The organism is Salinicola sp. MIT1003, assembly GCF_001858555.1.
GTDB classification, from domain to species: Bacteria; Pseudomonadota; Gammaproteobacteria; order Pseudomonadales; family Halomonadaceae; genus Salinicola; species Salinicola salarius.
In genome coordinates this window covers 1-23,924 of record NZ_MCAP01000007.1, presented here as the reverse complement: position 1 = coordinate 23,924, position 23,924 = coordinate 1, and the positions used below count along the sequence as shown (strand labels likewise).

The following is a 23,924-nucleotide window of genomic DNA, read 5'->3' as shown; positions in this document are numbered from 1 at the left end:
TTTTTCGAGAGGTCCGAGATGTCGCGTCTGATCTACGTCATGGGCGCCAGCGGCGTCGGCAAGGACAGCCTGCTGCGCGAGCTGGCACGACGGCGCCCGGACGCGCTGGTGGCGCATCGCTACATCACGCGCGCCAGCGGCGGGGCGGAGAACTGTATCGAACTCTCCCGCGAGGCATTCCACTGGCGGCGGGAGCAGGGGCTGTTCTGCCTTTCATGGAGCGCACATGGGCTCGATTACGGCGTCGGCATCGAGATCGAAGCGTGGCTGGCGGCGGGGCATACGGTGGTGCTCAACGGCAGCCGGCGAGCGCTGGAGCGCGCCCGTCAACGCTTCGGCGCGGCCCTGATGCCGGTTCTGGTCGTGGCGGATGCCGAGGTGCTGCGCCGGCGTCTGATCGCTCGCGGGCGCGAGACGCTGGCCGAGATCGAGGCGCGGCTGGCGCGCGGCGGCGGTGAGGATGCGCTGAGCGATATTGCGCGTATCGACAACGGCGGCGAGCTGGCGCATGGCGTGAAGGCGCTCGAAGCCTGGCTCGACGCCACGCCTGTAGCGGACGGTCCGGCGTGAAGCTGCGCTTCGCCGGCACCGGCGACAGCGCCCAGGTGCCTTGTTTCGGCTGCGACTGCCTGGCCTGCCAGCGCGCGCGGCTGCTGAGCTGCCACCGCCGCGAGCCCTGTTGCGGCGAGATCGAACTCGATGGCGATCTGATCCTGATCGACGCCGGCCGCATGGATCTGGCCGCCCGCTGCGAGCGCCAGCGCCCGGCCGCCATCCTGTTGACCCACTATCACGCCGATCATGTGCAGGGGCTGTTGCATCTGCGCTGGGGCCGGGGCGAATCGATTCCGGTCTACGGTCCCAAAGATCCTCAAGGCTGTGCCGACTTGCACAAGAACCCCGGCATTCTCGACTTCCAACCCGGCCTGAAGCCGTTTCGGCCCTTGCAGCTGGGCCGGCTCGAGGTCACGCCGCTGCCGCTGAATCACAGCAAGCCGACGCTGGGCTACGCGATCTCCGACGGCGTCAATCGGCTGGCCTGGTTGTGCGATACCGTGGGCTTGCCCGGCGCCACCGAACGCTTCCTGACCGAATGGCGGCCGCATGGTGTGGTGATCGATGCCACCCATCCGGATTCTTATAACTCCCCGCACCCGGAGTCTCACGCCGCGCCCCGCAACCACAACAACGTCAGCATGGCGCTGGAGATCATCGAGCGACTGCCGCCAGCGCGGGCCTGGCTGACGCACATCAGTCACGAACTGGACGCCGACTTCTTAGCAACGTCGCGAACCCTGCCGGAAGGCGTGGAGTTGGCCGCCGATGGCAGCGACATTCTTTTCTGAGAGGGATTCATGTCTTCACAGCCCGCTTCCCGACGCTTGAGCGCCGCCCCCACCGGCGCGCCCACGGCGAAACTCCACGAGAGTCGCCTGGGCGCCTGGACCGAGGTGGGCGATCGCTGCGTCTTCAACCACGTCACGCTCGGCGACTACAGCTATGTCGAGCGCGATTGCGACCTGATGTTCACCGAGATTGGCAGATTCACGTCGATCGCCTCCAGCGTGCGTATCAATCCCAGCAATCACCCCTGGTGGCGGCCGACGCTGCACCATTTCAGCTACCGCCCCGGCAAGTTCGGCTTCGCCGGCAGCGACCAGGGCGTCGACGACCGGATCTTCGACTGGCGCGCCGAGGATCGTGTCGTGATCGGTCACGATGTCTGGATCGGCCACGGTGCCATCGTGCTGCCCGGCATCACCATCGGCAATGGCGCCATCGTCGGTGCTGGCAGTGTGGTGACCAAGAACGTTGACGCCTACACCATCGTTGTCGGCAACCCCGCTCGTCCGCTGCGGCCCCGCTTCGAGGATCCGGAAATCTCGGCACGCCTGGAAGCGCTGGCCTGGTGGGATTGGCCCCATGCGCGTCTGGCCCGCATGCTGCCGCTGTTCCAGGGCGATACCGGGGCGTTTCTCGAAGCCGCCGAGGGCGAGTCGCGCCCATCGCCATGATCTCAGCTGATGTTGTCAGCCAGCGTCCGATAGCGCGAGCCGCCGTTGCCGAGCTGCGACTCCACCAGGGCGAGATGGTCGAAGCGCCAGCGGATCGACGTGGGCAGCCGTGACTGGGGTGCCGCACGTTCGGCCTGGCGTACCAGGCTGACGTGCGGGGTGAATTCACGTTGCGGCGCGGTGAAGCCGTGGCGGGACAGCGCCTGCCAGAGCTCGGCATCGAGCGTCAGTAGCGCGTCGCTCGGCATCTGGCTGCCGGCCCAGACGATGCGAGGCTGGGGGAAATGCCCTAGCCGATCCAGCGTCCACTCGCCCTGCAGCCCCGGCCAGCCCTGGGCGAGGGCCACGAGGGGAGCGATCCGGGCTTCGTCGACATTGCCGAGAAATGCCAGCGTGATGTGCATGTTCTCTGCGGGCAGCGGGTAGCCGCCGCAGAGTGGCGCCAGGCGTTCGGCCTCGTCGGCCAGTGCCTGGCGAGTGGTGTCGTCGGGCCAGAGGGCGAAGAAGAGTCTTCTCATCGACGATCCGGTCGGTCACCAGGGGCGCAAGGCCGGCTCAGTCGCCGATGACCATGACTGCTTCGGCTTCCACCTGGCTATCCTTGGGCAGCTGCTTGACGCCGACGGCGGCTCGGGCCGGGAAGGGCGGCTGGAAGAACTCTTCCATCACCTTGTTGACCACGGCGAAGTTGTCGAGATCGGTCAGGTAGAGGTTGAGCTTGACGATATCCTGCAGCGAGCCGGCGGCTTCCTGGCACACGGCGGCCATATTGGTGAAGACCTGGCGGGCCTGCACTTCGAAGTCGTCGGAGACCATTTCCATGGTGGTGGGGTCGAGCGGAATCTGGCCCGAAAGATAGACGGTGTTACCCGACTTGATGGCCTGGGAATAAGGGCCGATGGCGGCCGGGGCGTTGTCGGTGTTGATCACGGCTTTGTTGCTCATGGCGTACCCTCCAGTTTCTTTGAATCAGTGCCTTTTCATGAATACTTTTCTAATGACATGACATCTTGAAAAAACGCTGCCCCGCCGCGCATGACGCGGCGGGGCAGCCGTCACGGATCAGTTTCGGGCGCGAACGATGCGGCCGATGTGATTCAGGTTGCGCAGGCGCTTGATGATTCGCGCCAGATGAATGCGGCCCTTGACCAGGATGGTCAGGTTGACGATCGAGAGCCTGGCGTCGCGTTCTTCGATGCCGATGCGCTCGATATTGGCGTCAGCATCGGTGATCAGGCTGGCCAGTTCGGCGATCAGGCCGCGTCGGGTCTCGACTTCGATACGCAGCGGGACCGGGAAATCCTGATCGATGTGCTTCGACCAGGTCAACGAGACCAGCTTGTCGGGATCGTCGCGCAACTCGTCGAGGTTACCACACTCGTGACGGTGGACGACGATCCCCTTGCCGATCGACAGGTGCCCGATCACCGGGTCTCCCGGTAGCGGGTGGCAGCAGCGGGCAAAGCTGATCGCCATGCTCTCGGAGCCGTTGATGACGATCGGGCCGTTGTGCGGTGAATCGGCCAGCAACCGTTCCAGGTCCTGCTCGCCGCTGGCGTTGGTTTCGGCCGGAAGATCGTTCGTGACCAGCCGTCGCGCGGTGGTATGCGCCAGGCGGGTGCCGAGGCCGATGGTCTCGAGCAGATCGTCTTCGGTCTTGAGCTCCAGCTCGTCCAGCAGCGCCGAGAGCCGTTCCGGCGGCAGTTTTTCCAGGCTGGTCTCGAAGCTACCCAAGGCGCGGTTGAGCAGGCGGCGGCCGAGCTGGATCGCCTCGCTGCGTTGCTGGCTCTTCAGGGCGTGACGAATCGCCGAGCGGGCCTTGGCAGTGATCACGAAATTGAGCCAGGCCAGGTTGGGGCGCGCGCCGGGGGCGGTGATGATCTCCAGCGTCTGGCCGCTTTCCAGCGGGGTCGACAGCGGCGCCAGATGACGATCGATGCGGCAGGCGATGCAGCTGTTGCCGATATCGGTGTGCACGCTGTAGGCGAAGTCGACCGCCGTCGCCCCCTGAGGCAACTCCATGATGTCGCCCTTGGGGGTGAAGATGTAGACGTCGTCCGGGAACAGGTCGTTCTTGACGTGTTCGATGAACTCCAGCGAGTCGCCGGCGTGGCGCTGCATCTCGAGCAGGCCGCGAACCCATTCGCGGGCGCGGGCGTGGCTGCCGGCGGCGATGGGCCGTTCGGTCTGGCCGGCCTTGTAGAGCCAGTGGGCGGCGATGCCGTTGTTGGCCATCGCTTCCATCTCGCGGGTGCGGATCTGCACCTCGATCGGCATGCCGCTGGGGCCGAACAGTGTGGTGTGCAGGCTCTGGTAGCCGTTGGCCTTGGGGATCGCGATGTAGTCCTTGAAGCGCCCCGGCACCGGCTTGTAGAGATTGTGCACCGCGCCCAGCACGCGATAGCAGTTGTCGACGCTGTCGGTGATGATGCGGAAGCCGAACACGTCCATGATCTCGGCGAACGGTTTGCGCTGGTCGTGCATCTTGCGATAGATCGACAGCAGATGCTTCTGCCGCCCGACCACGCTGCCGGTGAGGTCGTCCTCGTCGAGCCGGCGCTGCAGGCTGGTCTGGATCTGGCGCATGGTCGAACGGCGGTTGCCGCGGGCGCTCGCCACCGCGCGCTTGATACGCTCGGACCGCATCGGGTGGATCGCCTGGAACGAGAGATCCTCGAGCTCGACGCGGATGGTGTTGATGCCCAGCCGCCCGGCGATTCGGGCGTAGATCTCGAGCGTTTCGCGGGCGATCCGGCGCTTCTTGTCCGGGCGCAGCGCGCCGAGTGTGCGCATGTTGTGCAGGCGGTCGGCGAGCTTGACGATGATCACGCGGATGTCGCGGGACATCGCCATGACCATCTTCTGGAAATTCTCGGCCTGGGCGACCGCCTTGTCCTCGAAGGTGATCTGGGTCAGCTTCGAGACGCCGTCGACCAGCTCCGCCACGGCTTCGCCGAACTGCGCTTCGAGCGCTTCCCGGGAGACGCTGGTGTCCTCGATGACGTCGTGCAACATGGCGGCCATCAGGCTCTGATGGTCCATGTGCATGTTGGCGAGGATATTGGCGACGGCGAGCGGGTGGGTAACGTAAGGCTCGCCGGAGCGACGCTGCTGGCCGTCGTGGGCCTGCTCGGCGTAGTAGAAGGCGCGCTTGACCTGCTGAATCTCGTCGTCGGGGAGATAGCCGCCGAGGCGATCGGCCAGGTCATCGATGGTGAACATGCGGCGCGCCTGCCTCTATAATTAACGGTCCGATTAACAACCCGTTATCGACATTCCGTTCGGCAACCGGTCCGTGGCGGTCGTGACGACGACACGGAAGACAGGTCACGCCGGAAGCTTGGTTCAGATATCGTATTCTTGGGTCGGCTCGGGGCGCGGACGCGGCGGTGCGGCTTCGACCGGCTCGTCGAGAATGCTGTCGCCGATCTGGCCAGTGGCGATCTCGCGCAGTGCCATGACGGTCGGCTTGTCGTTTTCCCACGGCAGCAGCGCATCGCGGGAGCCGCGCGCGAGCTGACGGGCGCGCTGGGACGAGATCATTACCAGCTTGAAACGGTTCTCGATGTGTTCCAGACAATCTTCGACGGTCACTCGTGCCATGATGGTAGCCCTGCTGCCAAAAAATGGGTAGACGCGCCCCGGAATACGGGGTCTGCGGGACCGAGCAGTCTACTGGAGTTGCGTGATCTCTGACAAGAGCGCGCCCTCTCCAGCCAGAAAGCCCCGCCGCGACTCCGGCCAGCCAGCCCCGCCGCGACGACCGGTGTCAGGGCGGCCGTTATTTCCCCTGCAGCGCTCAGTCGACGTCGTTGAGCAACGATTCGAGCAGGGCGGCGTGGCGTGCCTGCATCTTGTCGAGCCGTGAACGGCGCGCATGGACGATGCACTCGAGCTCGTTCAGCGCGTGCTCGAAGTCGTCGTTGATGATGACGTGCTCGTACTCGTCGTAATGCGACATTTCGCTGACCGCGTCGCGCATGCGCCGCGCGATGACCGCCTCGTCGTCGGTGCCGCGTCCGGAAAGCCGCTCCTGGAGCGCGGCCCGCGAGGGCGGCAGGATGAAGATCGATTCGGCATCGGGGGCCTGCGCGCGCACCTGCTGGGCGCCCTGCCAGTCGATCTCGAGGATCACGTCCTCGCCCACGGCGAGGCGCTTCTCGACCTCCACCCGCGAGGTGCCGTAGTGGCGGTCGAAGACCCAGGCATGTTCGAAGAACTCGCCACGCTCGACCATCGCCTCGAATTCGGGCTGACTGACGAAGTGATAGTTGACGCCATCCTGCTCGCCAGGGCGCATCGCCCGCGTGGTATGAGACACCGAGACGCCGATATCCGCGTTGCGCTGGAGCAGGGCGCGCACCAGGCTGGTCTTGCCGGCGCCGGAGGGCGCGGAAACGATGTAGAGCGTGCCCTGGGCACCGGCGCCGAATTCGGCGGCAGGAGTATGAGGCGTCGGGGAAACGTGCGACATGACAGAACGACCGTCCGGGAATGCATGAAGCGGCCTATTATGCCACGGAAACGCCACGCCCCCGATAGCTCGCCATGCCCGGCGATGCCAGCCGGAAGGTGGCGGCGAAAACGCCGGTACCAGCGCGGATTGGGCGGATCCTATCGGCTACACTGCTTCCCCCATTCGTTACATTCGCTCCCGCCAGCGACCGCGCCGAACCGACAAGGACGTCCATGAACGCCTCGAACGCTACCGAAACCCGCCGCGCCGGCCCATTTCTGGGGGTTGCCCTGGCTTTCGCGGCGACGATGATCGGCACCACGCTGCCGACGCCGCTCTATCCCATCTATCAGCAGCAGCTGGGCTTCTCGCAGTTGATGATCACGATCATCTTCGCCGTCTACGCTGCCGGCGTGATCGCGGCGCTGTTGATCACCGGACGCTGGTCCGATCAGCTCGGGCGGCGACCGCTGCTGTTTGCCGGCCTGGCGGCGTCGATCATCAGCGACCTGGTGTTCTGGCACGCGGACGGGCTGGGCATGATCCTGGCGGGGCGAGTACTGTCGGGCGTCTCCGCCGGCATCTTCACCGGCACGGCGACCGTCGCCGTGATGGAGCTGATGCCGGATTCGTGGCAGCGCGTCGGCACTCTCGTCGCCACCGCGGCCAACATGGGCGGTCTGGGCCTCGGACCGATGCTGGCCGGCGTGCTGGCGGTGCTCTTCCCCATGCCGCTGGCGCTGCCCTATATCGTCCACTTGGTGCTCGCGCTGATGGCGGTGGTCTGCATCTGGCGCGCGCCGGAAACCGTGAAGCGCCCCGAGCGGATTCGCCTGCGGGTGCAGAAACTCAAGGTGCCCGCCGAAGTGCGGGGCGTGTTCGTGCCGGCGGCCATCGCCGCCTTCGCCGGCTTCATGGTGTGCGGCTTCTTCACCGCGGTGACCCCGGCCTTTCTGGGCAAGGTGCTGGGCTATACCAATCACGCGCTGATCGGCTTCGTGGCCGGGCTTCTGTTCATTGCGTCCACGGTCGGCCAGATGCTGCAGGGGCGTCTGCCCGAGACGCGCCGCCTGCCGACCGGCTGCGCGGTGCTGTTCATCGGCGTGCTTTTCGTCGCCTGGGGCATCGGCGCGGCGCAGCTGGCGGGCTTCATCATCGGCGCGATCGTCGCTGGCATCGGCCAGGGCATCGCTTTCCGTGCCGGAATGGGCGCGGTGACGGCGGCCAGCCCCGACGAGCACAAGGCGGCCGTCGTCTCCACTTTCTTCTTCGTGGCCTATATCGCCATCTCGCTGCCGGTCGTGGGTATCGGTCTCGTCGGCAGCGTTCTCAGCCTCAAGATGACCGGGCTGCTGTTCGACCTGCTCGTCGCGGTACTGTGCTGCGTGGCGCTGTGGCTTCTGCTGCGCCGGAACCGCCGCCAGGCGTCCGCCTAGACGTGGCGCGAGGCGAATGTCGGCGAGGCGGTCTCTGGTATCATGAGCGCCGATTCGCTCAACCGACTGCCAGGAGTTTCCGATGACCGCTTCGCCCGACACGCTTCGCATCCGCCGCCCCGACGACTGGCACCTGCACCTGCGTGACGGCGAGGTGCTGAAGACGGTGCTCCCCTACACCAGCCGGACCTTCGCCCGCGCCATCGTCATGCCCAACCTGGTGCCGCCGGTGACCACCTGTGATGCGGCCAGCGCCTACCGCGAGCGGATTCTGGCGGCGATTCCAGCCGGCCACGACTTCACCCCGCTGATGACCTGCTATCTCAACGAGAGTGTCTCCCGCGAGACGCTGGAGCGTGGTCACGGCGACGGCCTGTTCACCGCGGCCAAGCTCTATCCGGCCAACGCCACCACCAACTCCCAGCACGGGGTCAAGCGGATTCAGGACGTCTATCCGCTGCTCGAAGTCATGCAGCGCATCGGCATGCCGCTGCTGATCCATGGCGAAGTCACGCGTGGCGAGATCGACATCTTCGATCGCGAGAAGCATTTCATCGACGAGGTGATGACCGACATCCGCCGCCAGTTCCCCGAGCTGAAGGTGGTCTTCGAGCACATCACCACCAAGGAAGCGGCCCAGTTCGTACTGGAAGGCGACGAGTTCCTGGGCGCCACGCTGACGCCGCAGCACCTGGCACAGAACCGCAACGACATGCTGGTCGGCGGCATCCGCCCGCACCTCTACTGCCTGCCGATCCTCAAGCGTCAGGAGCACCAGCAGGCGCTGCGAAAGGCCGTCGCCAGCGGCCATCCGCGCTTCTTCCTCGGCACCGACTCCGCGCCCCACGTCACCGCCGCCAAGGAGACATCCTGCGGCTGCGCCGGCGTGTTCAACGCTGAAGCCGCGCTCTCGGTCTATGCCGACGTTTTCGAGCAGGAAGATGCGCTCCAGCACTTCGAAGCTTTCTGTTCCGAGAACGGCCCGCGCTTCTACGGCCTGCCGCTCAATGAAGGCACGGTTACGCTGACGCGCCGACCCACACCCGTCGCCGAGTCCGTCGGCGAAGGCGACAACACCTTCGTACCGTACCGGGCCGGCGAATCGCTGACCTGGTTGGTGGCGGTGGACTGAGCGACGAGGCGGATCAGGGGCGAGCGGGCTGGCGAAGATCGGCAGGCGTCAACGCCCGAATCGTCCATTTCTCTGTGCCTTCCGGGGCGATCCATAGCGGCACGGCGTTGGCGGAGCGGGGGCCGGCAGGCGTGCCGTGGGTCAACCAGCGCACGGCGCGCACCAGCCCGGAGTGGCCGACGATCAGCGGGGTGTCGGCTTCCTCGAGCAGCGCGTTGAGCGTATCGGCGATGCGTTCGACGAACGCCTCCCAGGACTCGCCGCCTGCCGGCGTGCTCATGTAGGGAATGGTTTCCGGAATCGCCTGACCTTCCAGCTCGCCCCAGTGGCGCTCCATCAGCCCGTCGACGACACGATCCGGCGCGCGGCCCAGTGCCAGTTCGGCGGTGCGGTAGGCGCGCTGCAGCGGACTCGCGGCCACCAGCGACCAGTCGATATCGCCCAGCAGCGCCCGTGCACGCCGGGCTTCTTCCTCTCCCTGCGGCGTCAGCGCCACATCGTGCTGGCCGCCGATCCGGCGTTCGAGATTGCGGGTACTCTGGCCGTGGCGGAGGAAAACGAAGGGGCGACGGATCAGGGCGGGCATGGCGGTTCCTTTGGCATGACGGTTGTTTTGGCACGGGCGGTACGGCATGACGCCGGATGGGCGGAACGGGATTCTCGTCGGTTCGTCGGGCGATGATTTGCCGGCTATGGGGTTTTACGGTAACACTGCGGGTTCGCCAATCGTCATACAACACGATCTTCAGACGATACGATATTCATATAACACGATCTGCACATGACAACCGTCGGATCGGATGACGGCCGGATTTCATCACCTCAGGTCAGTAGGCGATCCGGCCCTCCATGATCCCATCACCGCGAACCGCGCGCGAGGAGCCCCATGTCCACCGCTCTCGATATCCATATCTATACCGACCCCGATTTCCGGCAGTCCAAGGACTTCGCCGACGAGCGCGTCTTCGGCATTCTGAACGAGTTCGCGGGGCTGTCGTCGCGTATCGCGCTGAGCTTCAGCCACGACGAGGCCGCCCTCGATGCCGCGCTGGCGACGGCGGAGGTGCTGATTCTGGTCGGTGCGCTGGATATCGCCGACGTCGCCGCACGGGCGCCCGCCCTGCGATGGATCCATATCACCAGCGCGGGGGTGGACCGGGTGCCGCTGGACCGTCTACCGGCCCATGTGCTGGTCACCAACGCCAAGGGCAACCACGAGGCGCGGGCCCGCGAGTTCTCGATGACCGCGCTGCTGATGCTCAACAACCGGTTGCCGGATTTCGTCACCCAGCAGCGCGAGAAGCACTGGGAGCAGACCGCGATCGAACCCATCGACGGCAAGACGGTGGTGATTCTGGGCATGGGCGCGCTGGGCAGCGCGGCGGCCGAGGCGGCCAAGCGGCTCGATCTGAAAGTGATCGGCGTCAGCCGTTCGGGCAAGCCGCATCCGCTCGCCGATGTCAGCCTGCCGCAGAGCCGGTTGAAGGACGCGCTGGCCAACGCCGACTTCCTGCTGATTACGCTGCCGCTGACGCCGGAGACCCGCAACGTGGTCGGTGAGGCGGAACTGGCGGCGATGCCCGCGCGTGGCGGCGTGATCAACATCGGCCGCGGCCCGGTGCTGGATGTCGCGGCGTTGGCGAAGCGGCTGGAAGCCGGGCAACTGCGCGGCGCCGTGCTGGATGTCTTCCCCCAGGAGCCGCTGGCCGCGGACTCGCCCTACTGGACCACGCGCAACCTGATCGTCACGCCGCACAGCGGGCTCTACGACGCCGATTACGTGCCGCGCTGCCTGCGTTTCTTCTTTGCCAACGTCGAGCGCTATCTGGACGACCGGCCACTGGAGAATCGGGTCGATACGGCGCTGGGCTACTGATCGAAATCGAAGCTTCGCTCACACTGTCTGCCACAGCATCGGGTCCGGATTGCCCAGCGTCTCGGCGATGATGTTCAGCGCGCGATCCAGCGCCTCCCGGCTCTCGGCGGCGCTGATGCAGATGCGGATCGCCTGCGGCGCCGCGACATTGCCGAGACAGAAGCTTTCCGCACTGCTGACGCTGACCCGACGCGCCTTCAACTGTTCGACCACATGGCTGGTGCGCAGCTCGCCGGGCAACGGCAGCCATAGATAGAAGCCGCCGCGCTGCCCGCGCGGCTTGAACCTTCCCAGCTTCTGCATGGCGTGATCGAAACGCCATGCCAGCTCCTCGCGCTGCCATGCCAGCAAGGCGGCGGCATCGCCACTGGCGATCCAGTGGCAGACCAGCGAGGTCATCAACGGCGGCGGCATCCAGCTCTGGGCGCGCAGCGCTGCGGTCAAACGGCCGTGCAACACTTTGGGCGCACGCAGGGCGCCGACGCGCAGGCCGCCACCCAGCAGCTTGGCGACCGAGAACAGCGTCACGGTGCGCTCCGGCGCCAGCTGGTAGAGCGGCGTCGCGGGTTCGATATGCGGGTGCTGGTAGACCTCGTCCTCGATCAGCCAGAACTGCCGCTCCCGCGCCAGCTCGGCCAGAGCGTGGCGGCGCGATTCGCCGAGCCGCGCGGTGGTCGGATTATGGCAGTCCGGCATCACGTAGAGCGCGCGAAACGGCTGCTGGTCGAAGGCTCTGGTCAAGGCGTCGATATCGATGCCTTCCTCGTCATGAGGAATGGCCACGCTCTTGAGCGAGAGCTGCTGCAGCGCGCTGATCAGGCCGGGGTAGGTCAGGCGCTCGGCGGCCAGGCGCTCTCCCGGCGCCAGCAGCGCGCTCAGGCTGAGATAGATGCCGTGCATTCCGCCCTGATCGATCAGCAGCTCGTCCGCCGAGACCGGCCGGCCAGACTGGGTGAGCCAGTCGGCGAAAATCTCCCGCTGGCCCGTCTGGCCCTGCTCCGGCTGGTAGTCGATCGCCGCACGCAGGCTGGCAGGATCGTGCTGGATCGCCTGCATCGCCCGTCCCAGTGCGGCTTCGCGCTCGGGGTGCGCCGGCGGCAGCGACAGGCTGAGATCGATCATGTCGCTCTCGGGCGGGCTCTGCCGGACATGATTGAAAGGCTCGACCCGTGGCTGCCGGTCGCGCACGTAGGTGCCGCTGCCCACTCTTGCGCTGACGATGCCGCGCTGTTCGGCAAGCGCGTAGGCGCGTGTCACCGTGCCGACGGTGACGCCGAGCGCGTCCGCCAGCCGGCGCTGGGGCGGCAGCTTGGCGCCCGTCGGCAGTTCGCCGCTGGCAGTGGCGGTGGCGATGGCGTCGGCCAGTTCGCGGTAGCGCGGTCCCTGCCCGGGGAGTGTGGGTATCCAGATTGTCATGGTGACAAAAATCGAGTTGACCAGAATTCAGCGGCGTTTATGCTCGGATTGTTCGGCTTTTGAGCCGCCGAGTCAACAAATTGTACCCCTACGATTTTGGAAAACGACTTCCTGGAGAGGTGTCCGATGTCTACCGCGCTGACGTTCCGCGAACTGCCCTACGCCCGTGAAAGCCTGGCGACCGTGTTGTCAACGACAGGGGCGATCGGCGAAGACAGTGTCGTGGTCACGGATGCCACGCTGTTCTACCCCCACGGCGGCGGCCAGCCCGGCGACCGGGGCGTGTTCATTACTGCCGACGGCCGCACGCTGGCGGTCAACGATACCCGCAAGGGCGAGAATGGGCAGGTATGCCACTTGCTCGACCCCGGGCATGGCCTCGAAGTCGGCCAGAGCGTCACCCAGCAGATCGACTGGCCGCGGCGCCATGCCCACATGCGCATGCACACCGCGCTGCATCTGCTCTCCGTGGTCGTGCCGCACGGCGTGACCGGCGGCAGCATCGGCGCCGATCGCGGGCGGCTCGACTTCGACCTCGGCGACGCCAGCTTCGACAAGGACGAGCTGACCGAGCGGCTCAATGCCCTGATCGCCGCCGACTATCCGGTCACCAGCGAGTGGATCAGCGAAGTGGAGCTCGATGCCCGCCCCGAGCTGGTCAAGACGATGTCGGTGACGCCGCCGCGTGGTGCCGGCGAGATCCGCATGGTGCGCATCGGTGATGTCGACTACCAGCCCTGCGGCGGCACGCATGTCGCTTCCACCGCCGAGATCGGGCCGATCCAGGTCGCCAGCATCAAGAATCGCGGTGCGCGCAACCGCCGCTTCACGCTGACCTGGGCGGAAACGCCGGGCGGTGGCCAATGACCTCGCTGGCCTGGTGGTTCTCGGTGGCGCTGTTCTCGATCTCGATGACCGGCACGCCCGGCCCCAACAACGTGATGCTGACCGCTTCCGGCGCGCTCTACGGCTATCGCCGCACGCTGCCGCACATCTTCGGCATCATGGCGGGCTGTTTCGTGCTGTTCATGGCCGTGGCGCTGGGTCTCGGCGTGCTGTTCGAGCGCTTCCCGGTCGTGCAGCAGGCGCTCAGGATCGTCGGTGCCGTCTATCTGCTCTATCTCGCATGGAAGATCGCCACCGCGCCGCCGCCGGACCTGGCAGCCAGGGAAGGGGCTCGACCGCTGACCGCCTGGCAGGCGGCGGTGTTCCAGTTCGTCAATCCCAAGGCGTGGGTGATGGGCATCGCGCTGATTGCCGGCTTCATGCCGAGCGAGGGTTCCCTGCTGGTCAATGCCGCGATCCTGTCACTGTTCATGGAGGTGATCGCCTTCCCCTGCATCTCGCTCTGGGCCGGCTTCGGCATGGCGATCGGCAGGCTGCTGAAGACGCCCCGCGCCTGGCGCATCTTCAACGGCGTGATGGGGCTGGCCACCGCTGCCTGCGTGGGTTTCATCCTGAGCTGAGGCTGAAGGCCGCGATTCGGCCAAGATTCGCGGCTAGAACGACGAGCCCGGCTGGCTGAGAAACTCGATCTCTTCCGACGTCGATTCCCGTCCGAGAATCGTATTGCGATGCGGGTAGCGGCCGAAACGCTCGATGATCGCGCGGTGGCGGTGCTCGTAGTCCAGCTGCTCCTCCATGCCGGGCCGGTCGAACAGCTTGACCGCCTGGTCGTGAATCGCCAGCGATTCGCTGTGCATGAACGGCATGTAGGCGAAGATGCGCCGGGTCAGCGGCAGCGCGTCGTCCTCGCCACGCGAGATCAGCTCCTGGGCGAGTGCCAGCGCCAGCGGGTCTTGGGCAAAGGCACTCGGCGTATCGCGATGGACGTTGCGCGAGAACTGGTCGAGCACCACGATCTCCGCGACCCGGCCCGCGGGCGTCTCGCGCCATTGCCAGCACTCGCAGCGGGCCGCGGCGGCCAGCGTCTCGCCGAAGCGTTCGGCGATCTCCCGGTCGAGATCATCGCTCTTGATGAACCACTGCTTCGGTGTCAGCTCCTCGAACCAGAAGTCGAGTACCTGCTGCGAGGTGGCGAGCGCATCGGGCTTGGCGTTGGTATTGGCGTTGACGTTGGCGTCGTCGATCGAAGCGTGTGGAGGCATGGAGTTGGCTCGCTGTCCGTCGGTCTCCTTCAGCATAACCGATCGTCTCGATCCGCCTACAGCGAGCGTGATTCCAGGATTCAGCCGGGTTCGATCGGCTGGTCGTGCAACGGCACGCGGGAAAGCTGGGCCATGGCGAGGCGATAGGCGTCGACCTTTTCGGGATACTTCACCCCTTCGACCAGCGACAGGTGGCGCAGCACCGGGTAGAGCGTGATGTCATCCAGCGACAGCACCTGATTGACCGCCTCCGGTGACTGGATCAGCGGCTCGAGTTCGGTGAACCAGCGCTCCAGATCGTTCAGCAGCGCCGGCGTCTGCTCACGCAGCGCGTCCAGGTCGCCGACCATATCGGTCATCTTTGCGCGGAAGGCTTCCGCCGCCTCGGGGGTAGCCAGCTCGCCGAGAGGCGCCTCTACCGCACGCGGCGCGAACAGCTTGAAGATCGTGTCGCTGGCGGCCTTCACCCAGCGCTCGATGTCCGGATTCTGCGGGCCATCCATGACCTTCACGCCTTCCGCCTCGGCATCGATGCCGCGCACGATCTGCTGGGTATCGGTCAGCGTCCCGCCGTCGTCGAATTCGAGTATGGGAACGGTCTTCTCGCCGACCAGACGCGTCGGCGTCTCGGCGTCGTCGAACAGCAGGGTCTGAGTCTCCAGCGGGACATCGCGCAGGCCGAAGATCATCCGCGCCCGGGCGCAGAACGGGCAGTGATCGTAGATATACAGGCGCATGCTTCCTCCTCCTTGAACGTCGGTGCGTCTTTTCAAGGTAGAAGAGCCCGCCCATCGTCGCCGCCGAAGACACATTTTGTAACGCCGATGTCTCCAGCCGCCGATGTCTTCAGCCTCGCGGTTCTCGCCCTCTATGAGGTTGCCGCTACCTGACGATCGCGCCGACGGATCTGCCAGGCGAAGCCGAAGCCGACCGGCAGCACGGCGATGGCCGCCAGTGCCAGGGTCGGTGTCGTACCCGAGAAGGCGATAATGGCGCCGCCGATGCCGGTGCCGAGAGACTGGCCGGTAAAAAACGCGGTCGAGAACAGCGAGACGGCGGCGCCGCGTCGCTCCGGCGCCATCTGCGTCGCGTTGGTCTGCAGCGTGTTGTGGAGCATGTAGAACCCCAGCCCGAACAGATAGCAGCCGATGACAGCGACACCGGGCGTCGGCCACCGGCAGATGGCGGCCAGCGCGATCGCGATCAGCACGCAGCCCAGCTGGCACAGCCCGGTTTCACCCAGTTTGGGAACCAGCCGCCGCGCCAGCAGCGCGAAACTCAAGCCGCCGACGGCGAACACCGCCAGGATCAGCCCGGCCTCGGTCAACGGCAGCCCGCCGGCGACGTGCAGATGACTGGCCACGAACGCGAACCCGCAGAAGACCGCCGCGCCTTCGAAGAACACACTGATCAGCACCACGCGCGGCCATGGCTTCTGCAGTACGTGGCGCAGGCTCACGCCGAGGGATTCCCGTTCCCGTTTCCGGGGCCGTTCGTGACGGCCGACGCGATACCACAGCAGCCCGGCAGCGGCGGCGAACAGCACGGTGTAGACCAGAAACGGCCACTGCCACCACTCCTGTTCCGCGGCCAGGCCGCCGAAGGTCTGGCCGCAGGCCAGCCCGCAGATCTGCCCGATCAGAAAGCGCGCCAGCACCGCCTGTCGCTGCTCGTAGGGCACGTTGTCGCCGATCCACGCCATCGCCAGCGGAATCACCGCCGCGCAACCCACCCCCGCCAGCATGCGCGCCGCGATCAGCGTCGCCAGGCTCCCCGACAAGGCACACAACAGGCTGGCGACGGCGGCGAGCAGGGAGAACAGCGAGATCACGCGCAGCTTGCCGTAGCGGTCGCCGCTCGGCCCCAGTACCAGCTGCAGACAGCCATAGACGATGGCGAACGCGGTGATGGCCCAGGAGGCGGCGCTCAGCGTGGTGGTGTAGACCTCGGCGAGACGCGGCAGCATCGGGTCGAGGATTCGCTGGGTGGCGGCGGCGCAGAACGCGGTCATCGCCAGCAGCACGATGGTGGGCCAGGGCGTGGGCGTTGCGGGTTGAGAGGCGATGGCTGACACGGGCGGCGAGTCCGGGCAAAAGAAGGGGAGTCGGCGATCTTAGCACGCTAAGAGGGATTCGCCCGTGGTTTGCGTGCCGGTCTGTCGCCGTGTCATCGGCGAGCGAGGGGTGTCGGCGAAGCGAAATTCACAATTCATGAACACTGTTTTCTTAATGCCGTTTCATGCTGGCTCCATGGCGCCACCGAGGGCGACGAGAGGAGATAACCCATGAAACATCGTGCAGTGACGATCGGCATTCTTATCGCCGCGCTGAGTACCGCGGGGCTCGCCCAGGCCAGCCCGGGTCACGGTAATGGGCACGGTAACGGGCATGGCCAGAAGCACGGACATCACGACAAGGGTCATCATGGCAACGGCCATCACGATCGGGGCGGTGATCGGGACTATCGCGATCATTACCGTGACCATGCCTATCATGATCGCGACGATCACCACGGCTGGCACAAGGGCGGCCGTCTTGCCGATCACTATTATCGGGACGATCGCTACTGGGTACGCGACTGGCACGCCCGGCACCTGCGGGAACCGCCGCGAGGGCATCGCTGGCTGCACATCGACGGCGACTACGTGCTGGCGGCCGTCGCCACCGGGGTGATCACAGCGATCGTTCTGGGGCGCTAGGCCTCGGGTCTGCCGTGGGCGGTGGAGCGCCGGCAGGCCACCGAGCTACGGCTTCGGCGGGGCGCTGCCGATCCTCTCCCGCCACCGGTCCCAGGCGGGTTGCGGCTCCAGCGATGCCTGCAGATAGTCGAGAAACGCGCGCACCTTGCGCGTGCGCAGCCGGCGCTCGGTGGTCAGCACGTGAATGTCGCGCCGGCCCGGCATCACCTCGCTGCGCCACGCCTCGAGCAGCGGCACCAGCTCCCTGCGCGAGAGCGCATCGGCGACCAGCCAGGTCGGAAACAGCACTAGACCCTGCCCCATCAGTGCGGCACGCAGCAGGCTTTCGGCATCGTTGCTGTAGAGGTTGCCGCTGACCTCGAACGGGGTCGGGCCGCTCTGCGTCGGTGCCTGAAAATACCAGCGCTGGCGGCCCATCTCGCCCTGATAGAGCAGGCAGTTGTGCTCGGCCAGCGCCTCGGGCGTGCGAGGTTCGCCATGCGCTTGAAGATAGCTCGGCGCCGCGGCCACTACATAGTTCATCGGCGCCAGGCGGCGCGCCACCAGCGAGGAGTCGGCCAGATCGCCGACACGAAAGGTGATGTCGTGGCCTTCTCGCACCGGATCGACGACATGATCGTTCAGTTGCAGCTCGGCAGTGATGCCCGGGTGATGGCGCTGGAACCGGTGCAACAGCGGCACGATCTGGCGCTGGCCGAAGGCGACCGGCGCGTTGATCCGCAGCACGCCGCTGGGCTCGGCGTCGGGATACGCCAACGCTTCGGTGGCGAGATCGAGCCGTTCCAGAATCTCGCGCACTTCCTCGTAGTAGCGCCAACCGGCTTCGGTCAGCGCGACCGCCCGAGTGTGTCGATAGAGCAGCGGCTGGCCGACCGCCTCTTCCAGCCCGCGAATCTGGCGTGACACCGAAGAGACCGCCCGGTGAAAATGGTGCGCGGCCGCGGTGAAGCTGCCGGTGGCCGCGACCCGTTCGAACACGCGCAGGGCATTGAGATCCAGCGAATTGACATTCACGGCGTTGAAATCCATCGCTTTGAAATTTCTGAAGTTGCGTTTAGAGCAATAAAGATTTGCGACACTTTCGATTGTAGCAACGATCAGACGCTACCAGACTGCGTTCATCGATCCGGCGCGATGCCGGATCTTCCTGAACTCGGAAGGAGGTCATCGATCATGCGTAAAGGCACTGCACTCGTCGTCGGCGCGACCGGTATCACCGGCGGCAATCTGGCAGCTCATCTGGTCGCCAGCGGCTGGACCGTCTACGGCCTGTCTCGGCGCGCCACCGAGCAGAGCGGCGTGATTCCCGTCACCGCCGACCTGCTGGACGAAGCCGCCACCGCGCAGGCGCTGGCCTGCCTGCCGATCACCCACGTCTTCTACTGCACCTGGATTCGCCGCGACAACGAGAAGGCCAACGTCGAGGCCAACAGCGCGATGATGCGCAACCTGTTCGCCGGGCTCGACAGCGACAAGCTCGATCACGCCTCGCTGGTGACCGGCACCAAGCAGTATCTGGGCTCGTTCGAGGCCTACGGCAGCGGACGTACCGAAACCCCGTTCCGCGAATCCGAGCCGCGGGTGCCGGGCGACAACTTCTACTATGCGCTGGAAGACGTGCTGTTCGAAGCCGCCGAGCGCCACGGCTTCAACTGGAACGTGCACCGCCCGCACACCGTGATCGGCTATGCCCGCGGCAACGCCATGAACATGGGCACGACGCTCGCCGTCTACGCCTCGATCTGCAAGGAGACCGGCCAGCCGTTCGTGTTCCCGGGCTCGCAGACCCAGTGGAACGCGCTCACCGACATGACCGACGCGCTGGTGCTGGCGCGGCAGATGGAGTGGGCTGCCACCACGCCGGGCGCGGCCAACCAGGCCTTCAACACCGTCAATGGCGATGTCTTCCGCTGGCGCCGGATGTGGCGCGAGATCGGCGAGTACTTTGACCTCGAAGTTCAGGGGCCCGAAGCCTCGGACGACCCGGATACAATGCAGCCGCTGGAACAACAGATGGCCGGTGCCGAATCCACCTGGCGCGAGATTGCCGCGAAGCACGATCTGGTCGAGCCGGACGTCGCCAAGCTGGCCTCCTGGTGGCACACCGATGCCGACCTGGGCCGCGATCAGGAATGCGTCAACGACACCACCAAGTCCCGCGACTTCGGCTTCGATCACTTCCGCGAGACGCGGGCCGCGTTCCTGGACCTGTTCGCCCGCCTGCGCGCCGAGAAGATCATTCCCTGATCGGTCTGGCTGATCATTTTTTGATCGAAACGGATCTTCGTTGACGGCAAGTCTTTATCGAGAGCAGTCCTTATCGACGAGTCTGTATTGACGATAGAAAGAAAACCGGCGCCTTCTCGGCGCCGGTTTTCGTCGTAATCAACGAACCCTACACGGGTCGATCGCCTTCACATCAAAAACGCGAAATTGTCACGCAGCCGCTCCCAATGCGCCCGGGAGCTAGCGGCCAGCACGCTGCCTTGATGGATCGTCGGCTGGTAGGGCGTGCCGTCCAGCAGCGCTGAATAGCCGCCGGCTTCGGCGTGGATCATCAACCCCGCGGCGTGGTCCCACGGCATCAGCTTGCCGGTGAGCATGAAATCGACAAAGCCGAACGCCATGGTGCGGTACTCATGGCAGGCGCAGCCGAAGGCCATCATGCGCTGGAAATCGGGGAAGGTCGCGGAGAGCTGATACTGCTGCGCCTTGGGGAACAGCCGGATCGAGGTGGAGCCGACCATCTCGTCGAACCTGTCGGTATCCGAGACCTGCAACTTGCGCTCGGTGCCGTCGGGGCGGCCGAACCAGGCGCCTTCGCCGTGACGGGCGACGATCCAGTCATCCGCCAGCGGATCGTAGAGCAGGCCGAAGATCGTCTCGCCGAAGCTGGTCGCCGCCAGAATCACCCCGAACTGATTGAGCCCGCGGGCGAAGTTCCAGGTGCCGTCGACCGGGTCGATGATCAGTGCCAGCTCCGCGCCGGCGATATCGTCGAGATTGGCGCTGGCATCGGCCACCGCCTCCTCGCCGATCACCGTCGCCTCCGGCAGCAGCTCGCGGATCGCCGCCGTCATCATCCGCTCCGCGCCCTGGTCGGCATCGGTCACCAGATCGTCCGGCGCGCTCTTTGAGCGGATGGCGTCTTCGGAGAGATTACGAAAGCGCGGCAGGATTTCGGTTTTGGCGGCATCGCGCACGATCTCGATCAGGCGCTGCTGTTGCTCGAGGCTGATGGCTCTGGCTGGCATGCGAGTCTCCGGGGTCGTTGGTTGCTCTTCTAGAGTAACCGATTCCGGCGCTCGGGTTCGTCGGCCTGAGCGTCAGTCCGTGCCATCAGTCCAAACCTTCAAACCGCGCCGTCAATCCACACCAGAGGTCGACGCCACCTGGCGGTCGCGCCCGGCACCCAGCGCCATCACCAGCGCGCCGAGGGCAATCGCGCTCACCAGAACGCCCACCACGTTCCAGCCGCCGCTCCAGTCGTGCAGCACGCCGACCAGCAGCGGCCCCATCGCCGCCAGGGTATAGCCGATGCCCTGAGCCATTGCCGAGAGGCTGGCCGCCGTGGTCGCATCCGGCGCGCGCAGCGCCAGCAGGGTCAACGCCATGCTGAAGGTGCCGCCCTGACCCAGCCCCAGCACCACGATCCACAGCCACACGCTGCCGATCGGCGCATAGAGACAACCCAGCAGCCCGATCAGGGTGAGCGCCATGACGCCGATCAGCACCGCCCGCTGATCGCGCATCCGGCTGCCGATCCACGGCGCCAGGATCGCCGTGGTGACCTGCAGCAGGATCGACACCGACAGCGCCAGCCCCGCGGTGACCGCCGCCAGCCCGCGGTCCTGCAGGATCGTCGGCAGCCAGCCGAACACGATGTACGCCAGCGACGACTGCAACCCCATGAACAGCGACACCTGCCACGCCAACGGATCGTGACGCAGGCGCGCCCCGCGACGGACGGGCACGCGGGCGGGCTTGGTGCCCTTGAGCTGCGGCAGCCAGAACAATGCGGCGATCACCGCCGGCAGCAGCCAGAACGCCAGCGCGCCCTGCCAGGAACTGTGAGAAGCCCCTTGTGACGCGTCTTGCCAAAGCCCGCCCAACGACTGACGCAGCGGCTCCGTGGTGCCCGCGGCAGCGGAAGCGCCGAGGTTGAGCGCCACGGTGTAGAGCCCCGTCATGATGCTGACGCGACGGGGGAAGTCCCGCTTGACGATGCCCGGCAGCAACACCCCGATGACCCCGATACAGCCCCCGGCGATAGCCGTACCCAGAAACAGCCCCGCCGTGCCGATATAGGGCCGCGCCAGCAGCGCCACCGCCAGCACCACAAGCGCGGCGAACACGCTGCGCTCCGGCCCGATGCGACGCACCAGCCGCGGCGCCAGCGGCGCCGCCAGGCCCAGGAACAGCACCGGCAGCGTGGTCAGAATGCCCTGCCAGCTAGGGGAGAGCGCCAGCGCCTCGGCGATGCTGCCGAGTACCGGCGACACGCTGGTCAGCGCCGGGCGAAGGTTGAGCGCCACCAGCAGCAGCGCGACGAGAGTCAGAACGCCCCGGCGGGGCATCGCGGAAGTCGACAAGAGAGCCATCCTTGGAGATCGAAAGATATTGCTTCACGGCGGCAAAGCCAGGGACGCAAGGGTAGCCGATCATGGCGACAACGGGGGCGCTTCTACGCCAATGGTCGAGGGTGGTAGTGGTTTCGACCTCGGGAATGGGGGGTGGACGTTGTGATGTTCTGCTGATCTTGTGGCGGCAGGAGCAAGGGCGGCACTGGTGCGATGGCTCGAAGCTAACATTGCGGGGCGCGCTATTTTAAGTTGGTGGCAAAAATGAAATAGTGTTGTGACTTATTTCAACTTTGCGAGAGTTGCCCCATGGATCGTGGGCTGACCGGTCATCACACCTCCAGCATTGCAGGCGGCGTCAATTGCCAGGCATTTGTCCCGGCGCCACTGCCGCCCGAGCCTGCGCTGTCGCTGGACGACAAGCTGCAGCGCTGGCTTTCCGCCGCCCACGTGGCCCTGGGGCGGCTCGATGGCATTTCAATGCTGATGCCCGACGCGCAGCTGTTTCTCTACAGCTACGTACGCAAGGAAGCGGTGATGTCATCGCAGATCGAGGGGACGCAATCTTCGCTCAGCGACCTCATGATCTACGAGATGGACGGCATTCCCGGTGTTCCCATGGACGACGTGCAGGAAGTCTCCTGCTACGTGCGGGCGCTCAATCTGGGCGTGCAGCGCATTCGGGAGGGGCACCCGATCACGATTCGTCTGGTTTTGGAGCTTCATCAGGAACTGATGACCAACGGCCGCGGCACGCATCGTCGGCCGGGTGAATTCCGCCAGAATCAGGTCTGGATTGGCGGCCATCGCGCCGACGAAGCGACTTTCATACCGCCACCGGCCAACCAACTCGCTGACTGCTGGAGCGCCTTCGAGCGCTTTCTTAACGACGAACCTAACGCAACCGCACCGGTGATTAAGGCCGCGCTGGCGCATGTCCAGTTCGAAACCATCCACCCGTTCATGGATGGCAACGGCCGGCTCGGGCGTTTGCTGATTCCGCTGATTCTGGTGCAGGCGGGCATTCTTACAGAGCCGCTGCTCTATCTCTCGGTGTTCTTCAAACGTCACCGGCAGGTGTACTACGAGCACCTGCAGCAGGTGCGCCTGACCGGCGATTGGGAAAGCTGGCTGCTCTTTTTCGTCGATGCCATTACCGACACCGCCAACCATGCTGTCGCCACGGCGCAGTCATTGAACGCACTGTTGCTTGGAGATAAGGCGCGCCTGAACAGACTTGGCCGCCTCTCTGGCTCGGCGACCCGGGTGCTGGAGGCGCTGTTTCATCACCCTATCGCCAATATCGCCACGCTGCACCGGGAGACGGGGCTGACCCAGGCCACCATCGGAAAAGTACTGGAGGCGCTGGAAACACAGCTTGGCATCGTACGAGAGCTGACCGGCCAGAAGCGAAATCGGGTGTTCGCGTATGGCGCTTATATCGATCAGTTGAATCGCGATACGGATGCATAGATAGCAGCCAATCGCCTGATAAGATCGGCTCACTGTTTTGGGCTTTACGCCCACTCCTGTTTTCAAGAGGTAGATGTGGATAACACCGAACAGCAATTCCTGAAAGAGCTCGATGACAAGCTCTGGAAAGCCGCCGACAAACTGCGCAACAACCTGGACGCCGCCAACTACAAGCATGTGGTGCTGGGACTGATCTTCTTGAAGTACGTATCGGATGCGTTCGAAGAGCGTCAGCAGGAACTGCTTGGGCTGTTCAAGAAAGAGAGCGACGACAGCATCTACTACCTGCCACGCGAGGATTACGACAGCGACGCGGAGTACCAGCAGGCGCTCAAGGATGAGCTGGAGATACTCGATTATTACCGTGAAGCCAACGTGTTTTGGGTACCTAAAGAGGCGCGCTGGAATACGCTGAAAGAAAAGGCTGCACTTCCTCTTAACTCGGTGATCTGGCAGGACGCCAAGGGCGAGAACGTGCGTCTGCGCTCGGTCGGCTGGCTGATCGATAACGCACTCGAGGCTATCGAAAAGAACAACGCCAAGCTCAAGGGCGTACTGCAAAGCATCAGTGTAATGACCCCCTGGTTTCTGCACACCCTACGCGGCTAATGCCGGGTGTGCTCGGGGTGCCACATAGTCCAGAGACTGATGTGGCCTCTCTTCGTTGTAGTATCGGATCCAACGGTCGATCACGGCCCTGGCTTGACCCAGCGACTCGAAGCGATGGAGCCAGA

The 23,924-nt window shown here is 65.4% G+C and carries 26 protein-coding genes; 12 read left to right on the top strand and 14 right to left on the bottom strand.

The window, feature by feature from the left end:
- Positions 1 to 18: 18 nt before the first annotated feature.
- The 3 genes from phnN to BC443_RS03465 are packed head-to-tail and all read left to right on the top strand — an operon-like array spanning position 19 to position 2,015.
- Entirely contained in the window at positions 19 to 570 is a 552-nt protein-coding gene (gene phnN, locus BC443_RS03475) for a ribose 1,5-bisphosphokinase (protein ID WP_071230457.1), read from the top strand.
- The gene (gene phnP, locus BC443_RS03470; RefSeq protein ID WP_071230456.1) at positions 567 to 1,346 is read left to right on the top strand and encodes a phosphonate metabolism protein PhnP; all 780 of its coding nucleotides are present in this window, start codon (positions 567 to 569) and stop codon (positions 1,344 to 1,346) included. The genes phnN and phnP overlap by 4 nt, the downstream gene beginning before the upstream one ends.
- A 9-nt stretch (positions 1,347 to 1,355) precedes the next feature.
- Positions 1,356 to 2,015 carry a DapH/DapD/GlmU-related protein gene (locus BC443_RS03465; protein ID WP_071230455.1) on the top strand — a complete coding sequence of 220 codons (660 nt, stop codon included), beginning with the start codon at positions 1,356 to 1,358 and terminating at the stop codon, positions 2,013 to 2,015.
- A 2-nt stretch (positions 2,016 to 2,017) separates the two neighbouring features.
- On the opposite strand, the gene thpR is transcribed toward BC443_RS03465, so the two are convergent.
- The 5 genes from thpR to gmk all read right to left on the bottom strand — a co-directional run bounded on the left by thpR (position 2,018) and on the right by gmk (position 6,489).
- Positions 2,018 to 2,533: an RNA 2',3'-cyclic phosphodiesterase gene (gene thpR, locus BC443_RS03460; RefSeq protein WP_071230454.1), complete on the bottom strand. Its 516-nt coding sequence runs from the start codon at positions 2,531 to 2,533 to the stop codon at positions 2,018 to 2,020.
- Positions 2,534 to 2,570: 37 nt separating this feature from the next.
- Complete coding sequence (locus BC443_RS03455; RefSeq protein ID WP_071230453.1) at positions 2,571 to 2,960, bottom strand: RidA family protein; 390 nt, start codon at positions 2,958 to 2,960, stop codon at positions 2,571 to 2,573.
- 117 nt (positions 2,961 to 3,077) lie between these two features.
- Positions 3,078 to 5,237, bottom strand: a complete 2,160-nt coding sequence (locus BC443_RS03450) for a RelA/SpoT family protein (protein WP_071230452.1) — start codon at positions 5,235 to 5,237, stop codon at positions 3,078 to 3,080.
- 123 nt (positions 5,238 to 5,360) lie between these two features.
- Positions 5,361 to 5,618: a DNA-directed RNA polymerase subunit omega gene (rpoZ, locus tag BC443_RS03445; protein WP_071230451.1), complete on the bottom strand. Its 258-nt coding sequence runs from the start codon at positions 5,616 to 5,618 to the stop codon at positions 5,361 to 5,363.
- Between the two features lie 196 nt (positions 5,619 to 5,814).
- Positions 5,815 to 6,489, bottom strand: coding sequence for a guanylate kinase (gene gmk, locus BC443_RS03440; RefSeq protein ID WP_071230450.1), 675 nt, complete (start codon positions 6,487 to 6,489; stop codon positions 5,815 to 5,817).
- Positions 6,490 to 6,704: 215 nt separating this feature from the next.
- Here gmk and BC443_RS03435 point away from each other — a divergent pair, with 215 nt between their 5' ends.
- Positions 6,705 to 7,907 (top strand): MFS transporter, encoded by a 1,203-nt coding sequence (locus BC443_RS03435; RefSeq protein WP_071230449.1) that lies wholly within the window; start codon positions 6,705 to 6,707, stop codon positions 7,905 to 7,907.
- Positions 7,908 to 7,989: 82 nt separating this feature from the next.
- Complete coding sequence (gene pyrC / locus BC443_RS03430; RefSeq protein WP_071230448.1) at positions 7,990 to 9,039, top strand: dihydroorotase; 1,050 nt, start codon at positions 7,990 to 7,992, stop codon at positions 9,037 to 9,039.
- 13 nt (positions 9,040 to 9,052) lie between these two features.
- Here pyrC and BC443_RS03425 read toward each other — a convergent pair whose 3' ends face one another.
- Entirely contained in the window at positions 9,053 to 9,625 is a 573-nt protein-coding gene (locus BC443_RS03425; RefSeq protein ID WP_071230447.1) for a histidine phosphatase family protein, read from the bottom strand.
- A gap of 300 nt (positions 9,626 to 9,925) precedes the next feature.
- On the opposite strand from BC443_RS03425, the gene BC443_RS03420 reads away from it, so the two are divergent.
- Positions 9,926 to 10,915, top strand: a complete 990-nt coding sequence (locus tag BC443_RS03420; RefSeq protein ID WP_071230446.1) for a D-2-hydroxyacid dehydrogenase — start codon at positions 9,926 to 9,928, stop codon at positions 10,913 to 10,915.
- A gap of 18 nt (positions 10,916 to 10,933) precedes the next feature.
- Here BC443_RS03420 and BC443_RS03415 read toward each other — a convergent pair whose 3' ends face one another.
- Complete coding sequence (locus tag BC443_RS03415) at positions 10,934 to 12,331, bottom strand: PLP-dependent aminotransferase family protein (protein ID WP_071230445.1); 1,398 nt, start codon at positions 12,329 to 12,331, stop codon at positions 10,934 to 10,936.
- A 126-nt stretch (positions 12,332 to 12,457) separates the two neighbouring features.
- Between BC443_RS03415 and BC443_RS03410 the strand changes: the two genes are divergently transcribed.
- Complete coding sequence (locus BC443_RS03410; RefSeq protein WP_071230444.1) at positions 12,458 to 13,198, top strand: alanyl-tRNA editing protein; 741 nt, start codon at positions 12,458 to 12,460, stop codon at positions 13,196 to 13,198.
- On the top strand, positions 13,195 to 13,797 hold the full coding sequence (locus tag BC443_RS03405; RefSeq protein WP_071230443.1) for a LysE family translocator: 603 nt from the start codon (positions 13,195 to 13,197) through the stop codon (positions 13,795 to 13,797). The genes BC443_RS03410 and BC443_RS03405 overlap by 4 nt, the downstream gene beginning before the upstream one ends.
- A gap of 33 nt (positions 13,798 to 13,830) precedes the next feature.
- On the opposite strand, the gene BC443_RS03400 is transcribed toward BC443_RS03405, so the two are convergent.
- From BC443_RS03400 to BC443_RS03390, 3 genes are all read right to left on the bottom strand, one after another.
- Positions 13,831 to 14,439 carry a DUF924 family protein gene (locus BC443_RS03400; protein ID WP_083387197.1) on the bottom strand — a complete coding sequence of 203 codons (609 nt, stop codon included), beginning with the start codon at positions 14,437 to 14,439 and terminating at the stop codon, positions 13,831 to 13,833.
- 80 nt (positions 14,440 to 14,519) lie between these two features.
- Positions 14,520 to 15,176, bottom strand: coding sequence for a glutaredoxin 2 (gene grxB, locus BC443_RS03395; RefSeq protein WP_071230442.1), 657 nt, complete (start codon positions 15,174 to 15,176; stop codon positions 14,520 to 14,522).
- Positions 15,177 to 15,307: 131 nt separating this feature from the next.
- Positions 15,308 to 16,513: an MFS transporter gene (locus BC443_RS03390; protein ID WP_083387188.1), complete on the bottom strand. Its 1,206-nt coding sequence runs from the start codon at positions 16,511 to 16,513 to the stop codon at positions 15,308 to 15,310.
- Positions 16,514 to 16,723: 210 nt separating this feature from the next.
- Here BC443_RS03390 and BC443_RS18875 point away from each other — a divergent pair, with 210 nt between their 5' ends.
- Entirely contained in the window at positions 16,724 to 17,137 is a 414-nt protein-coding gene (locus BC443_RS18875; protein ID WP_071230441.1) for an RcnB family protein, read from the top strand.
- A gap of 45 nt (positions 17,138 to 17,182) precedes the next feature.
- On the opposite strand, the gene BC443_RS03380 is transcribed toward BC443_RS18875, so the two are convergent.
- Complete coding sequence (locus tag BC443_RS03380; protein ID WP_071230524.1) at positions 17,183 to 18,136, bottom strand: LysR family transcriptional regulator; 954 nt, start codon at positions 18,134 to 18,136, stop codon at positions 17,183 to 17,185.
- Positions 18,137 to 18,310: 174 nt separating this feature from the next.
- Between BC443_RS03380 and BC443_RS03375 the strand changes: the two genes are divergently transcribed.
- Positions 18,311 to 19,384, top strand: a complete 1,074-nt coding sequence (locus tag BC443_RS03375) for an SDR family oxidoreductase (protein WP_071230440.1) — start codon at positions 18,311 to 18,313, stop codon at positions 19,382 to 19,384.
- Between the two features lie 167 nt (positions 19,385 to 19,551).
- Here BC443_RS03375 and BC443_RS03370 read toward each other — a convergent pair whose 3' ends face one another.
- Both BC443_RS03370 and BC443_RS03365 read right to left on the bottom strand, forming a co-directional pair.
- Positions 19,552 to 20,391, bottom strand: coding sequence for an inositol monophosphatase (locus BC443_RS03370; RefSeq protein ID WP_071230439.1), 840 nt, complete (start codon positions 20,389 to 20,391; stop codon positions 19,552 to 19,554).
- A 111-nt stretch (positions 20,392 to 20,502) separates the two neighbouring features.
- Complete coding sequence (locus tag BC443_RS03365) at positions 20,503 to 21,738, bottom strand: MFS transporter (protein ID WP_071230438.1); 1,236 nt, start codon at positions 21,736 to 21,738, stop codon at positions 20,503 to 20,505.
- A gap of 288 nt (positions 21,739 to 22,026) precedes the next feature.
- Between BC443_RS03365 and BC443_RS03360 the strand changes: the two genes are divergently transcribed.
- Both BC443_RS03360 and BC443_RS03355 read left to right on the top strand, forming a co-directional pair.
- On the top strand, positions 22,027 to 23,190 hold the full coding sequence (locus BC443_RS03360; RefSeq protein WP_071230437.1) for a Fic family protein: 1,164 nt from the start codon (positions 22,027 to 22,029) through the stop codon (positions 23,188 to 23,190).
- A gap of 75 nt (positions 23,191 to 23,265) precedes the next feature.
- On the top strand, positions 23,266 to 23,799 hold the full coding sequence (locus BC443_RS03355; RefSeq protein ID WP_071230436.1) for a type I restriction-modification system subunit M N-terminal domain-containing protein: 534 nt from the start codon (positions 23,266 to 23,268) through the stop codon (positions 23,797 to 23,799).
- Here the strand turns inward: BC443_RS03355 and BC443_RS18085 are convergent.
- On the bottom strand, positions 23,788 to 23,924 hold a 137-nt coding region (locus BC443_RS18085; protein WP_139284233.1), incomplete at its 5' end, for an integrase core domain-containing protein. The genes BC443_RS03355 and BC443_RS18085 overlap by 12 nt on opposite strands.